This window comes from Embleya scabrispora DSM 41855 (genome assembly GCF_000372745.1).
Taxonomy (GTDB): domain Bacteria; phylum Actinomycetota; class Actinomycetes; order Streptomycetales; family Streptomycetaceae; genus Embleya; species Embleya scabrispora.
Genome location: NZ_KB889697.1, coordinates 1 through 13,896, shown reverse-complemented (window position 1 = coordinate 13,896; position 13,896 = coordinate 1). Strand labels below are relative to the sequence as shown.

Genomic DNA, 13,896 nt, shown 5'->3' with positions numbered 1-13,896 from the left:
CGGGCCACCCCCGGTCGTCGCGCCGACCGCCCCGAACCCGGAGGAGAACCGTGGACGCCGAGCCGGTACGCATCAACCCGAACGCCGAGCCGGGACACCCGACCCCGACCGACGACCCGGTGCACCTGAGCCTGGACGACGGCATCGCGACCATCACGCTGGATTCACCCGCCAACCGCAACGCGCTCTCCGCACGCCTGGTTGCCCGACTGCGTCACCACTTGGCCGAGGCCGGTGTGGACGAGCGGGTACGCGCGGTGGTGCTCACCCACACCGGACCGACCTTCTGTTCGGGCATGGACCTGCGCGAGGCGGCCGCGGGCGGTATGGCACAGGGTGCGGAGCAACTGCTCGCGCTGCTGCGCCTGGTGGTGGAGGTGCCGGTGCCCGTGGTCGCACACCTGCGCGGCAACGCGCGGGCGGGCGGCATCGGTCTGGTCGGTGCCGCCGACCTGGCGATCGCGCCCGCGCAGGCCACTTTCGCCTTCACCGAGGCGCGCCTCGGGCTCAGCCCGGCGGTCATCTCGTTGACCACGGCGCCGCGGATGGACCCGCGCTCGGTGTCGCGGTACTTCCTCACCGGGGACGTGTTCGACGGTGTGGAGGCCGAGCGGATCGGGCTGCTGACCCGGGCGGTCGACGGCGCCGGCGGCGCGGACGACGCGGTCGCGGCGCTGGTCGCCTCGTTCCGACTGTGCTCGCGGCAGGGGCTGATCGAGTCGAAGAAGCTCACCACCGGCGCGGTACGGGCCGGCTTCGACCGGGACGGCCGAGCCCTCGCGCAGCGCTCCGCCGAGCTGTTCGCCTCCGCGGACGCGACCGAGGGCATGGCGGCCTTCCGGGAGAAGCGCGCGCCGAAATGGGTCACCGGGTGAGCGGTGGACGATGTGCGGCCACTCGTGGGCGGCGTGCGGCGAGTCGGCCGTCGGCCGACGGGCGGTGCGTCGTGCCCCCCGGCGACTCGCCGCGTGTGATTCGGTGCCGAGTGTGAGTGGCGAACTGTTTCCGCTGCCCCGGGAGCGGGCCGAACTCGCGCCCGGGGCCTGGCACGTACCGGACTGGCTCTCGCTCGACGAGCAGCGGGAACTGGTGGTGGCGGCCCGGACGTGGGCCGCGCCACCGGCCGGCATGCGACGCGTGGTGATGCCCTCGGGCGGCGTGATGAGCGTGCGCAGCGTGAGTCTGGGACTGCACTGGGAGCCGTACCGCTACACCGAGCAACTGCCCACCGGTGAGCGGGTGAAGCCGTTTCCGCCGCTGCTGGGCGGGTTGGCCCGGCGGGCGGTGGCCGACGTGTACGGGTCGATCCCGACCGACCCGTACGACATCGGCCTGGTCAACTTCTACGACGCGGACGCGAAAATGGGCCTGCATCGGGACGCGGACGAGGACTCGCCGGCCCCGGTGGTGTCGCTGAGCATCGGTGACGCATGCGTGTTCCGTTTCGGCAACACCGAGACCCGCACCCGTCCGTGGACGGACGTGGAACTGCGCGGCGGCGATCTGGTGGTATTCGGCGGCCCGTCCCGGCTCGCCTACCACGGAGTGCCCAAAATCCGTCCGGGTACCGGGGATTCGGCCACCGGCCTGACCACCGGTCGGCTCAACATCACCATCCGGGCGTCGGGTCGACCCGCCCGATGACCCGCGCGCGACCGGAGTCGGTCGCGACCGCCCCGGGACGGACCCGCACGACCCGTCCCGGGAGCGGGCCCGGCGCGCGAGGGAGTCGTGCCCGAACTCCGTGGTCTCCGAGCGTGGGACGGGGTTGACGGATCGCGCCCGGGAAGGGAACTCTCGTACGAGTCACCGAACGGAGTCGGTCGATTACCCATCGGATTCCTCGGGGTCCCGGGTCCACCACGAGGCGTCGTCGCGGCCGGCACGGGCCGGCCGCGCGGGCCGTTGGGAGCGTCATGTCATCGCAACGCCGCCGGGTCGGTCCGCTCATCGCCTTGAGTGCCTCGGTCCTGGTGGCGTGCAGCGGGCCGGCCGGGTATCGGGCGGTGGTCTCCGCGTCGCCGGCGGCCGGCGCCGGGCCGTGCGCGTCCGTGGTCGCCCGCGGGGAGTTACCCGAGTGGGCGCGCGCGGGCCTTGCCCCGGGAGCGTCCGCTCCGCACGTGTTCGGCGCGCGCGGCGAGATGGTCGCGATTCTGCTCGGCTATCCGTACTCGGCCCCGGCCCGGCCCGGTCGACCGAGCAGGATCCTGTGGGCGGCCCGCCCCGGGCCGGCGGGCGCCGACCGGCCGAGTCGGGTGTTGCGGATCGAGGCGACCCTGGTCGGCGGCGGCGACGTCGTCATCCGAGAGGTGGTGAACGGCCCCGGCCCATCCGACATCGACCTGCCCGCGCCCGGTTGCTGGCACCTGGACCTGTCCTGGTCCGGCCGCACCGACGCGGTGAACATCCCGTACGAAGCCGGCTAGGCTCCGCCGCGTCCGCCCGGGTCCGCGCCCAGGCGGCCCGCGGCTATCGCGCTGCCGCCGCCGAGAGCGCGCCCAGGGCCATCCGGCGCAGCATCGGCGCCAGGATGCGCTGCGGGGTGCGCAGGGTGTGCGGAGTCGAGTTGATCAGGCCGAAGGCGGCATGCACCGCCGCGCGTGCCTCGCGGTCGTCGAGTCGGCCCGGGTGGGCCTTGAGGGCGACCTCGACCCAGATCTCCACGTAGGCGCGCTGCACCCGGCGGATCCGGTGTCGCTCGGCCGTGGGCACCTGGTTGAGCGCGTGGTCGTGCAGCGTGATCAGGTCCGGATGGCGCAGCGCGAACTCGACCTGGCCCTCGATCAGCGCCGCCAACGCCTGCGCCGGTTCCTCGATCGCCGCCCGCTCCAGGCCCCGGGCCAGGAGTTTCTCGCTGATGTCGACCAGCAACTCGGTCAGCATCGCCTCCTTGCCCCGGAAATGCTTGTAGAGCGCGGGGCCGCTGATGCCCACCGCCGCGCCGATGTCGTCCATGCCCACGCTCTGGTAGCCGCGCTCGGCGAACAGCCGGGCTGCCACCTGCAGAATCTGCTCTCGACGGCTCACGGTCATGTGTCCATGCTAGACACTCGGATTAACCGTGGTTAACCTCGGGGGCAGGTGAACGAAGGTTAACTTGAGGCGGTGTCATGGAGAGCGTGCTCGGCACAGCCGCCGACCCGGGGGCGAAGACGTACCGGGCCAACGCGGAAGCACACGAACGCGCGGTCGGCGAGCTGCGCGACCGGCTGGCGGCGACCGCCCTGGGCGGCGGCGAACGGGCCCGGGAGCGGCACACCGCGCGCGGCAAACTGCTGCCGCGCGATCGGGTGGAGGCGTTGCTCGACCCGGGTACGCCGTTCCTGGAGGTCGCGCCGCTGGCCGCCGACGGGATGTACGGCGGCGACGCGCCGGCCGCCGGGATCATCGCGGGCGTCGGCCGGGTGGCCGGCCGCGAATGCGTGATCGCGGCCAACGACGCGACCGTCAAGGGCGGCACGTACTACCCGATGACGGTCAAGAAGCACCTGCGGGCGCAGGAGATCGCACTGGAGAACCGGCTTCCGTGCCTGTACCTGGTCGACTCCGGCGGCGCGTTCCTGCCGATGCAGGACGAGGTCTTCCCGGATCGGGACCACTTCGGCCGGATCTTCTTCAATCAGGCGCAGATGAGCGCCAAGGGCATCCCGCAGATCTCCGCGGTGCTCGGCTCGTGCACCGCCGGCGGCGCGTACGTGCCGGCGATGAGTGACGAGACGGTGATCGTGCGCAACCAGGGCACGATCTTCCTCGGCGGCCCGCCGCTGGTGAAGGCCGCGACCGGCGAGGTGGTCAGCGCCGAGGAGCTGGGCGGCGGTGACGTGCACGCCCGGATCTCCGGCGTGGTGGACCACCTCGCGGCCGACGACAAGGACGCGCTGCGGATCGTCCGCGACATCGTCGGCACGCTCGGCGCCCGCCCTCCACTGCCCTGGGACGTGCGCGGGATCGAGCCGCCGGCGGTCGATCCGGCCGGGCTCTACGGCGTGGTGCCGCCGGACGCGCGCACGCCCTACGACGTGCGCGAGGTGATCGCCCGGATCGTGGACGGCTCGCGCTTCCACGAGTTCAAGGGCGAGTACGGCACCACCCTGGTCACCGGCTTCGCCCGGATCCACGGCCACCCGGTGGGCATCGTCGCCAACAACGGCATCCTGTTCGCCGAATCCGCGGTCAAGGGCGCGCACTTCATCGAGCTGTGCGACCAGCGCGGAGTGCCGCTGGTGTTCCTGCAGAACATCACCGGCTTCATGGTCGGCAAGGACTACGAGCACGGCGGCATCGCCAAGCACGGCGCCAAGATGGTCACCGCCGTGGCCACCACGCGCGTGCCCAAGCTGACCGTGGTGATCGGCGGCTCGCACGGCGCGGGCAACTACTCGATGTGTGGCCGCGCGTACAGTCCGCGCTTTTTGTGGATGTGGCCCACCGCCAAGATCTCGGTGATGGGCGGCGAGCAGGCCGCGACCGTGCTCGCCACGGTCAAGCGCGACCAGATCGAGGCGAGCGGCGGGAACTGGACCGGCGAGGAAGAGTTCAAGCAGCCGATCCGCGACCAGTACGAGCGGCAGGGCAACGCCTACTACGCGACCGCGCGGCTGTGGGACGACGGGATCATCGACCCGCTCGACACCCGCACCGTGCTGGGGCTCGCGCTGACGGCGTGCGGAAACGCGCCGCTGGCGCAGCCGCAATTCGGTCTGTTCCGGATGTGAGGGGTCACGACGTGTTCGAGGCTGTACTGGTCGCCAACCGAGGCGAGATCGCGGTCCGGGTGATCCGCACGCTGCGCCGGCTCGGTGTGCGTGCGATCACCGTGTACGGGCCGGGCGACGCCGACGCGCGGCACGTGCGCGAGGCGGACGTGGCCGTCGCGGTGCCCAGCTATCTGGACGTCGACGCGGTGGTCGCCGCGGCGGTGCGATCCGGTGCTCGGGCGATTCACCCGGGATACGGATTCCTTTCCGAGAACGCCGCGTTCGCCGCCGCCGTGGCGCGGGCCGGGCTGGTCTTCGTCGGACCGCCGGCGGGCGTCATCGAGCTGATGGGCGACAAGATCCGGGCCAAGGAGACGGTCGCGGCCTTCGGCGTACCGGTGGTTCCGGGCGGCGGCGCGGCCGGCATGAGCGACGGCGAACTCGCGGACATCGCCCGCGAGATCGGCTTCCCGGTGCTGATCAAGCCGTCCGCGGGCGGCGGTGGCAAGGGCATGCGTCTGGTGCACGACGGCGCGCTGCTCGCGGACGAGATCGCGGCGGCCCGCCGGCAGGCCAAGGGTGCGTTCGGCGACGACACGTTGCTGATCGAGCGCTGGATCGACCGGCCCCGGCACATCGAGATCCAGGTGCTCGCGGACACCCACGGCACGGTCGTACACCTGGGTGAACGCGAGTGCAGCCTGCAGCGCCGACACCAGAAGATCATCGAGGAGGCCCCGTCCGCCCTGCTGGACGCGGACACCCGGGCCGAGATGGGCGCCGCCGCCGTGCGCGCCGCGCGGGCCTGCGGCTACGTGGGCGCGGGCACCATCGAGTTCATCGTGCCGGCCGAGGATCCCGGCTCGTTCTACTTCATGGAGATGAACACCCGCCTTCAGGTCGAGCACCCGGTGACCGAACTGGTCACCCGGGTGGACCTGGTGGAGAGCCAACTGCGGATCGCCGCCGGCGCCGCGATCGGCAAGTCCGACGTGTCCATGCACGGCCACGCGGTCGAGGCCCGGATCTACGCCGAGGATCCCGACCGCGGCTTCCTGCCCACCGGTGGCCGGGTGTTGACGGTGTGTGAGCCGGACATGGAGGGCGTCCGGGTGGACTCCGGGCTGCGCGAGGGCGGTGAGATCGGCAGCTCCTACGACCCGATGCTGGCGAAGGTGATCGCGTACGGCGAGGATCGCGCGACGGCGATCACCCGACTGCGCGCGGCCCTCGCGCAGACCCGGGTGCTGGGCGTGACCACCAACCTCGGCTTCCTGTACCGCCTGTTGGGCGACCCGGCGGTGCTCGCGGGCGACCTGGACACCGGGTTGGTCGAGGCCAGGACGGACGAGTTGACCGGGCACCCGGCGCCGCCGGAGGTCGCCGTCGCCGCGGCGCTCGCGGCGCGCGCCGAGCGCAACACCGGCACCGGCTGGGTGGATCCGTTCTCGGCGCAGACCGGGTGGCGGGTCGGCGGGCCGGCCTGGGACACGCACGTGTTGCGGATCGGGCCGGGCGAGCCGATCGAGGTGCGGGTGCGCGACGGGGAGGTCTCCGTGGACGGCGGCCCGCCGGTGTCGGCGTCGGTGCAGGTCGTGCCCGGTGGGCTCGCGGTCGAGCACGACGGCTTGACCAAGCGCTTCGACTATGTGGCCGAGACGTCCGGGGTGCGCTGGCTCGCGTACGGCCCGGACACCTGGCGGGTCGGCGAGGTGGACACCGTCCGGGCCGAGGCGGCCGGCGGCGCGGCGGCCAGTGGCGCGCTGACCTCGCCGATGCCGGGCACGGTGACCGTGGTCAAGGCCGCCGTCGGCGATCGGGTCACCCGTGGCCAGACGGTGGTCGTGGTGGAGGCGATGAAGATGGAACACGCGCTGACCGCGCCCTTCGACGGCGTGGTCACCGAGATCGGCGCGCCGGCCGGTGCGTCGGTGGCGATGGATCAGACGCTGGCGGTGGTGACGCCGCAGGAGCCGCCGGTCGCATCGGCGGACGGGTCGGTGGCGGACGGGTCGGCCGCTGCGGCAGCGGACCGGCCGCTCGACGGGTCTCCCGACGCGCCGCTCGACGGAAAGCTCGTCGAGTCACCCGACGCGCCGCTCGGTGGATCGCTCGACCGGGAGGCGAGGGCCTGATGACGCGACAACTGCCGGACACCCACCGTGAACCCGGACTGCCGGAGCGGGTGTTCATCCACGAGGTGGGCGCCCGCGACGGACTGCAGAACGAGTCGGGTGTGGTGCCCACGCAAGCCAAGGTCGAGTTCATCCGCCGGCTGGCCCGCGCGGGTCTGGGCACGATCGAGGTGACCAGTTTCGTACCGCCCAAGTGGGTGCCCCAACTCGCGGACGCCGCAGAGGTGTTCGCGGCCGTACGGGCGGACGCCGAGATCGCTGCGGCGGACCGCCGGCTGCCCGTCCTGGTACCCAACGAGCGCGGCTTCGATCGTGCGTTGGAACTGGGCGCGAGCCGGATCGCGGTGTTCGGCAGCGCCACCGAGACGTTCGCCCGGCGCAACCTCAACCGCACGGTGGCCGAATCGCTGGACATGTTCCGCCCGGTGGTCGAGCGGGCCGGTGCCGCCGGCATCGACACCCGCGGCTACCTGTCCATGTGCTGGGGCGACCCGTGGGAGGGCCCGGTACCGCTCGACCAGGTGGTCCGGGTGGGCAAGGCCCTGGTCGAGATGGGCTGTTCGCAGCTCAGCCTGGGCGACACGATCGGCGTCGCCACCCCCGGACACGTCACCGCGCTGCTGACCGCCTTCGCCGAGGCCGGCGTCCCGGCGGAGAAGATCGCGGTGCACTTCCACGACAGCTACGGCCAGGCTCTGGCCAACACGCTCGCGGCGCTGCGCTTCGGTGTGACCACCGTGGACGCCTCGGCCGGCGGCCTGGGCGGTTGCCCGTACGCGGACAGCGCGACCGGCAACCTGGCCACCGAGGACCTGGTCTGGATGCTGCACGGCCTGGGCATCGAGACCGGCGTCGACCTGGGCGCGCTGGTCGCCACGAGTGTGTGGATGGCCGAACTGCTCGGCCGCCCCAGCCCCTCACGCGCGGTCCAGGCGCTGGCCGGCAAGCGAGTGGACGCTCGTGGCCTGGTACCGACCGCCCCGAACTCCTGACGGCTGCCCATCCGCAGCCGACCGACACACCCCCCCCACGGACCGGTGCCGCCACGAGCGCGCCGACCCGCCCCGCCACCGAATCCGGGAGCCTGCCCCATGTTGGACCACCGCCTCGACGACGAGTACGAGCAACTACGGCGCACCGTGGCCGAGTTCGCCAAGGACGTGATCGCGCCCGCGATCGGCGAGCTGTACGAGAAGCACGAATTCCCGTACGCGATCGTGCGCGAGATGGGGCGGATGGGCCTGTTCGGGCTGCCGTTCCCGGAGGAGTACGGCGGCATGGGCGGCGACTACCTCGCGCTCGGCCTGGTGCTCGAGGAATTGGCCCGGGTCGACTCCTCGGTCGCGATCACCCTGGAGGCGGCCGTCTCGCTGGGCGCGATGCCGATCCACCGGTTCGGCACCAAGGAGCAGAAGGAAACCTGGCTGCCCAAACTGACCAGCGGTGAAATGCTCGGCGCCTTCGGTCTGACCGAGCCCGGCGGCGGCTCGGACGCGGGCGCCACGCGCACCACCGCGCGCCTGGACGAGGCGACGGGGGAGTGGGTGATCAACGGCGGCAAGTGCTTCATCACCAACTCCGGCACCGACATCACCGGCTTCGTCACGGTCACCGCGGTCACCGGCACCAAGGGCGACGGCGGCAAGGAGATCAGCACGATCATCGTGCCCGCCGGCACCAAGGGCTTCACCGTCGCGTCGCCGTACTCCAAGGTCGGCTGGAACTGCTCGGACACCCGCGAGCTGTCCTTCACCGACGTGCGCGTCCCGGCGGAGAACCTGCTCGGCGAACGTGGTCGGGGCTACGCCCAGTTCCTGTCCATCCTGGACGAGGGCCGGGTGGCCATCGCGGCGCTGGCCACCGGACTGGCCCAGGGTTGTGTGGACGAATCGGTGCGCTACTCCGGTGAACGCGAGGCATTCGGTCGGCCGATCGGCGCCAACCAGGCGATCGCCTTCAAGCTCGCCGACATGGAAATGCGCGCGCACAACTCCCGGTTGGCCTGGCGGCACGCGGCGTCGCTGCTGGTACACGGCGAGCGGTTCAAGAAGGAAGCCGCCCTGGCCAAGCTGTACAGCTCGGAAAGCGCCGTGGACAACGCCCGCGACGCCACCCAGATCCACGGCGGCTACGGCTTCATGAACGAATACCCGGTGGCCCGCTTCTGGCGCGACGCCAAGATCCTGGAAATCGGCGAGGGCACAAGCGAGGTCCAGCGCATGCTGATCGCACGCGAGTTGGGGCTGCCTCGCTAGCTCCGCTCGGCAAGCGCCGGACGAGCGGCATCCGACCGGTCCGGCGCTTGCGCCCGAGCGGGCGGGGAGGTTGCTTCCGTTCCTCGTGGTCTTCGCTCGGCGGCCGGCGGTGGGCTCAGTTCGAGTCCCGCGGCAGTCGGTCGGCGATTGCGGCCCAGTCCACGGGGGCGTCGCCGCTGTGCGGGCGACCGGTCGGGTCCAGGTGGATCGCGACACCGTGCGAGGACAACGTTTCGATGCTGCCGGCGTAGGCCGGGTGTGCGGCGAGGGTGTCGTTGAACCACGGGACGGCGACGGCAGGGAGGCGCGTGCTCAACCACTCCGCGAGGGTGCCCAGGGCGACGTTGTCGCAGATGCCCAACGCCCATTTGTTGAGCGAGTTGAAGGTCAGCGGGCACGCGAGGAGGGCGTCGGGCGCCGGGAAGGGTCGTTCCTCGCCCGGTAGGCGGTCGCGGGTGCGGGGGCGGCGGCCGGCTGCGGCGGTGACGGTGTCGAGCTCGGGCGCCAGCCAACCCGCCGCCGTCGGCGTGAGGATCAGGCAGGGGTCCCAGCCACGCTCGCGCACCTCGGCGAGGAGCGTGGCGATGTCGAGGACGGGCGGCGCCGCGCCCGCGACGATGTACAACACCGGGGATTCGCTCATGCGTCGGAGCATAGGAGCGGACCGCGCCGCGTCCACGGACGGCCGGCTCCCTGTGTGACGTCGGAGGCGTCGCCCCGGCCCGTACCGCGGCCGTGCCGAGTACGCGCCGATGCGGGCAGGCGAATCAGGAAAGAAACTTTCCTGTTGGCTCGGGATGCGATCGGGCGTAGCCCCCGGAACGCGGATCCCGGGTGGTGGGATTCCCGGCCCCAATGGTTGACCTAGTCCACTATTGTGAGGATGGTGTCGGCAGGCAATTGTCCGGAACCAGGGAGGGACGCCGTGGCCAAGCGGTTCGAGGGACGTAGGGCATTGATCACCGGGGCCAGCAGGGGAATCGGGGCGGCGTTGGCGGTGCGGCTCGCGGCCGAGGGAGCCGATGTGGCGGTGACCGCACGGACATTGCGGCAGGGGAACCTGGCCGGGTCGTTGGAGCGGACCGAGACGCTGATCGCCCGGCACGGTCGGCGCAGCGCGGTGGTGGTGGCCGACCTGTCCGACGAGGCGCAGCGGGCCCGGATCGTACCCGCCGCCGAGGAGGGGCTCGGCGGGCCGATCGACATCCTGGTCAACAACGCGGCGATGGCCTCCTACGCGTCGTTGCGGGTGTATCCGCAGCGGCGCGCCCGACTGCACTTCGAGGTGAACGTGCTCGCCCCGATGGAGTTGTGTCAGGCCGTGGTGCCCGCGATGGCCGGTCGCGGCGAGGGCTGGATCGTGAACGTGACCAGCGGCACCGCGCGACCGTGGGCCGGACCGCCGTTCGAATTGGGTGTGCTGGGCACCAAGACCGCGGTGTACGGGGCGTCCAAGGCCGCGTTGAACCGGATCACCAACGCGCTGGCCGCGGAGCTGTACGGGACCGGGATCCGGGTGAACACCATCGAGCCGCGAGCCGCGGTGCTCAGTGAGGGCGCGGAGGAATTGGTCGGCGGACAGTTGCGGCCCGATCAGATCGAGACCATGGACCAGATGGTCTCCGCCACCCTCGAACTGTGCGACGGCCCGGCGTCGCGGACCGGGGGCGAGTACGTGAGCCTGGACCTGCTGGCCGAACTGGGCATCAGGGTCTGAGCCTTCCGCCGCGGGGCCGGCCGCGGCCGACCGCACGTCCACCGACCCACCCTCACTCCGGCAGCCGCAGCAACAACGCGGCGAGCAGGCGGGTCTTGGGGTCGGTCCAGTCCAGGCCGGTGAGTTCGCCGGCCCGGCGGATTCGGTAGCGCAGGGTGTTGGGGTGGATGTGCAGTCCCGTCGCCGCGGCGCGCATGTCGCCCAGCGCGTCCAGCCAGGCCAGCACCGAGTCCGCGTACTCGGTGTCGTGCTCGGCGTCGTGCGCCCGCAGCGCGATCAACCGCGGGTCGCGGATGTGCCGTTGGTCGGTCAGCAGCGCGGAGACCTCGCCGTACAGCACCTCCGGGCGCACCTGGGACAGCGCCGCCACCTCGGCCGACACTTCGCCGGCCGCCATCGCGTCCAGGACCCGGTCGGCCGATTCCCGGGCCGCCACCGTGCGGGCCAGGCTCGGCGCCGGATCGCCCACCGCGCCGCGCACCGCCAGGTCCAGGTGGCCGTGCGCGGCCTCGGCGATCTCGTGCGCCCAACCCAGCGCCACCGATTCGGCCGGCGGCGCGGACAGCAGTACGTACAGCCGCGGGCCCAGCGGCGCGACCTGCGCGTGGCTGTGTCGGGCCGCCGCGTACACCGACACCAGGTTGGCCAGCTCGGTCCGAGCCAGTTCCTGGGACGACTCGTCCGGCGTGCTCGCTCGTACCGCGAAGCCGAGGACCAGCACCGGCCGCACCGGGTCCAGGCCCAACTGCGCGGCGGCGGTCCGGGCCGCGACCGCGCCGGTGAGCAGGCCCGCGACGCTCTCCCGGGTCACGCCGGCCTCGGCGGGCAGCCGGGTACGCCGCCGGACCAGGTGCAGCGTGGCCACCCGTGCCGCGCCGAGCAGCACCTCCTCGGCCCGCGCGGCGAGCGGCTGCCGGCCCTCCTGCACCCAGATCGTGCCCAGCCAGCGCCCACCCGCGTGCACGCCGACCGCGAGCCGGCGGCGGATGCCCAGGTCCGGGCGCTCCTCGACGGCGACCACCTCGGTCGTGGTGCGCAGCCGGTGGAAGACGCCCCAGTCGCGCAGCCGGGCCATGTACTCCTCCGGCCCCTGCCAGCCCAGGATGGACAACCGGCGCAGCTCGTCCGCCTCGTCCGGTCCGGTCGCGCGCGAGTAGGCGAGCACCCGGTTGGCGCTGTCCTCGATGCTCACCCCGCCGCCGGTGAGCATCGCGGTGGTCTGGGCGAGCGAGAACAGATCGCCGCCGTCCGGGGGCTCGGCGTCCGGCTGCTCGTCCAACGCGGCGTGGGCGAGTGCGGCGACCTGCTCCCAGCGGGCCTCCGGGCGCACCGAGAGCAGCACCACGCCCGCCGCGTCGGCCACTTCGCGCAGCGCCGCGTGTTCGCCCTTGACCGCGACCGCCACCGCGCCGGCCGCGCCCGCCGCCCGGACCGTGCCCGCCGCCGCCCGACCACGCAGGCCCACCGCGAGGAGCAGGTCGCCCGGCATCGCGTGCGGCTCCTCCTCGGGGTCGAGGATCGACACGTGCCGGACCAGGCCCTCCAGGCCGCCGACGGCCGCGGCCACCCGGACCGGGCCGTCGCCGACCGGGCCGCCGAGAGCGGCCAGCAGTTCGCGGAGCGGGACACCGCTTTCGGGCACGTTCGAACCCTTCGTGGATGTTGGCCGATGAGCCAAGCGCAGAGTTTCGAGTTTAGCTGATCGGATAAACACCGGAGACCGTGCCCGGCCTACCTTTGAATGCGGGAGCCGTGCCCGATTTCGTCGTGGATCAGGCATTCGGCAGCGCGTACCTCGTCCGCCGAACACGTCGCCCGCCGAACGCCCGTACCGCCGAACGTCTGTCCCGCCGAACCCCCCGACCGCCGGACTGCCGCGCATCCGGACCGCCGCACCGCCGGACGTCCGGATCACCGGACATCCGGATCATCGAACAGGAGCGCCGTTTTGGACGCTGTGACCCAGGTCCCCGCCCCGGTCAACGAGCCGGTACACGACTACGCCCCCGGCACGCCCGCGCGGGCCCGCCTCGAAGCGAAGCTCAAGGAACTGGCCGCGGCCCCGATCGACCTCCCGATGACCATCGGCGGCGAGCGCCGGATGGGCTCCGGCGAGCGCGGCCACGTGGTCCAGCCGCACAACCACGGCGCCCGTCTGGGTACCTTCGCGCACGCCGGCACCCAGGACGCGCGAGATGCGATCGACGCGGCCCTGGCCGCCGCGCCCGCCTGGGGCGACCTGTCCTTCGACGACCGCGCGGCGATCTTCCTCAAGGCCGCCGACCTGCTCGCCGGGCCGTGGCGCGAGACGATCGCCGCCGCGACCATGCTGGGCCAGGGCAAGAACGCGCAGCAGGCCGAGATCGACTCCTCGTGCGAGCTGATCGACTTCTGGCGCTTCAACGTGCACTTCGCCCGCCGGGTGCTGGCCGAGCAGCCGATCAGCAGCCCGGGCGTGTGGAACCGGACGGACCACCGTCCGCTGGAAGGCTTCGTCTACGCGATCACCCCGTTCAACTTCACCGCCATCGCGGGCAACCTGCCCACCGCGCCGGCGCTGATGGGCAACGTGGTGGTCTGGAAGCCCTCGCCCACCCAGACCTTCTCGGCCGTACTGCTGATGCGCCTGCTCGAAGAGGCCGGACTTCCGGCCGGCGTGATCAACCTGGTCACCGGCGACGGGATCGCGGTCTCCGAGGTCGCGCTCGAGCACCCCGCGCTCGCGGGCATCCACTTCACCGGCTCCACCGCCACCTTCCAGCACCTGTGGCGCACGGTGGGCGAGAACATCGCCGGCTACCGCACCTACCCGCGGATCGTCGGCGAGACCGGCGGCAAGGACTTCGTGGTCGCGCACCCCAGCGCCGACCACGACGTGCTGCGGACCGCGCTGGTGCGCGGCGCGTTCGAGTACCAGGGCCAGAAGTGCTCCGCCGCCTCGCGCGCCTACATCCCGCGCTCGATCTGGGAGAGCGGCTTCAAGGACGACTTCCTGGCCACCGTCGACGGCCTGTCGATGGGCGATCCCACCGACCTGAGCCACTTCCTGGGCGCGGTCATCGACGAGCGCGCGTTCGCCAAGAACAAGGCCG

Annotated in this window: 12 protein-coding genes; 9 read left to right on the top strand and 3 right to left on the bottom strand. The window is 72.4% G+C overall.

The features are described 5' to 3' along the window. Nucleotides 1-50: 50 nt before the first annotated feature. The 3 genes from A3IC_RS0137245 (at nt 51) to A3IC_RS71680 (ending at nt 2,426) form a co-directional block, all read left to right on the top strand. Nucleotides 51-875, top strand: coding sequence for an enoyl-CoA hydratase family protein (locus tag A3IC_RS0137245; RefSeq protein WP_020555172.1), 825 nt, complete (start codon nt 51-53; stop codon nt 873-875). A gap of 112 nt (nt 876-987) precedes the next feature. Further along, nucleotides 988-1,644, top strand: a complete 657-nt coding sequence (locus A3IC_RS0137240) for an alpha-ketoglutarate-dependent dioxygenase AlkB family protein (RefSeq protein ID WP_020555171.1) — start codon at nt 988-990, stop codon at nt 1,642-1,644. Nucleotides 1,645-1,916: 272 nt separating this feature from the next. Beyond that, the gene (locus A3IC_RS71680; RefSeq protein WP_020555170.1) at nt 1,917-2,426 is read left to right on the top strand and encodes a hypothetical protein; all 510 of its coding nucleotides are present in this window, start codon (nt 1,917-1,919) and stop codon (nt 2,424-2,426) included. Between the two features lie 43 nt (nt 2,427-2,469). Here the strand turns inward: A3IC_RS71680 and A3IC_RS0137230 are convergent, their stop codons facing one another. Continuing rightward, the gene (locus tag A3IC_RS0137230) at nt 2,470-3,033 is read right to left on the bottom strand and encodes a TetR/AcrR family transcriptional regulator (protein ID WP_020555169.1); all 564 of its coding nucleotides are present in this window, start codon (nt 3,031-3,033) and stop codon (nt 2,470-2,472) included. Nucleotides 3,034-3,110: 77 nt separating this feature from the next. Here A3IC_RS0137230 and A3IC_RS0137225 point away from each other — a divergent pair, with 77 nt between their 5' ends. The 4 genes from A3IC_RS0137225 (at nt 3,111) to A3IC_RS0137210 (ending at nt 9,087) form a co-directional block, all read left to right on the top strand. After that, nucleotides 3,111-4,715 carry a carboxyl transferase domain-containing protein gene (locus tag A3IC_RS0137225; RefSeq protein ID WP_020555168.1) on the top strand — a complete coding sequence of 535 codons (1,605 nt, stop codon included), beginning with the start codon at nt 3,111-3,113 and terminating at the stop codon, nt 4,713-4,715. An 11-nt stretch (nt 4,716-4,726) separates the two neighbouring features. Next, nucleotides 4,727-6,832, top strand: a complete 2,106-nt coding sequence (locus A3IC_RS0137220) for an acetyl/propionyl/methylcrotonyl-CoA carboxylase subunit alpha (protein ID WP_020555167.1) — start codon at nt 4,727-4,729, stop codon at nt 6,830-6,832. Continuing rightward, nucleotides 6,832-7,824, top strand: a complete 993-nt coding sequence (locus tag A3IC_RS0137215; RefSeq protein WP_020555166.1) for a hydroxymethylglutaryl-CoA lyase — start codon at nt 6,832-6,834, stop codon at nt 7,822-7,824. Before A3IC_RS0137220 ends, A3IC_RS0137215 begins: the two co-directional genes overlap by 1 nt. A 102-nt stretch (nt 7,825-7,926) precedes the next feature. Next, on the top strand, nt 7,927-9,087 hold the full coding sequence (locus tag A3IC_RS0137210; RefSeq protein WP_026219180.1) for an acyl-CoA dehydrogenase family protein: 1,161 nt from the start codon (nt 7,927-7,929) through the stop codon (nt 9,085-9,087). Between the two features lie 115 nt (nt 9,088-9,202). Here the strand turns inward: A3IC_RS0137210 and A3IC_RS58730 are convergent, their stop codons facing one another. Continuing rightward, nucleotides 9,203-9,730, bottom strand: coding sequence for a flavoprotein (locus tag A3IC_RS58730; protein ID WP_020555164.1), 528 nt, complete (start codon nt 9,728-9,730; stop codon nt 9,203-9,205). Nucleotides 9,731-10,012: 282 nt separating this feature from the next. Between A3IC_RS58730 and A3IC_RS0137200 the strand changes: the two genes are divergently transcribed. Further along, nucleotides 10,013-10,804 (top strand): SDR family NAD(P)-dependent oxidoreductase, encoded by a 792-nt coding sequence (locus A3IC_RS0137200; RefSeq protein WP_026219179.1) that lies wholly within the window; start codon nt 10,013-10,015, stop codon nt 10,802-10,804. A 52-nt stretch (nt 10,805-10,856) separates the two neighbouring features. Here the strand turns inward: A3IC_RS0137200 and A3IC_RS0137195 are convergent, their stop codons facing one another. After that, a complete protein-coding gene (locus A3IC_RS0137195) occupies nt 10,857-12,446 on the bottom strand; it encodes a PucR family transcriptional regulator (RefSeq protein WP_020555162.1) in 1,590 nt (529 codons plus the stop codon). Nucleotides 12,447-12,752: 306 nt separating this feature from the next. Here A3IC_RS0137195 and A3IC_RS0137190 point away from each other — a divergent pair. Beyond that, nucleotides 12,753-13,896, top strand: a 1,144-nt coding sequence (locus tag A3IC_RS0137190) for an aldehyde dehydrogenase family protein (RefSeq protein WP_026219178.1), incomplete at its 3' end; no start/stop codon positions are given.

What these genes read in the sequence shown, in the direction of transcription:
- A3IC_RS71680 (WP_020555170.1), top strand. Translation starts at nt 1,917, where the DNA reads ATGTCATCGCAACGCCGCCGGGTCGGTCCGCTCATCGCCTTGAGTGCC.
- A3IC_RS0137230 (WP_020555169.1), bottom strand. Translation starts at nt 3,033, where the DNA reads ATGACCGTGAGCCGTCGAGAGCAGATTCTGCAGGTGGCAGCCCGGCTG.
- A3IC_RS0137225 (WP_020555168.1), top strand. Translation starts at nt 3,111, where the DNA reads ATGGAGAGCGTGCTCGGCACAGCCGCCGACCCGGGGGCGAAGACGTAC.
- A3IC_RS0137215 (WP_020555166.1), top strand. Translation starts at nt 6,832, where the DNA reads ATGACGCGACAACTGCCGGACACCCACCGTGAACCCGGACTGCCGGAG.
- A3IC_RS58730 (WP_020555164.1), bottom strand. Translation starts at nt 9,730, where the DNA reads ATGAGCGAATCCCCGGTGTTGTACATCGTCGCGGGCGCGGCGCCGCCC.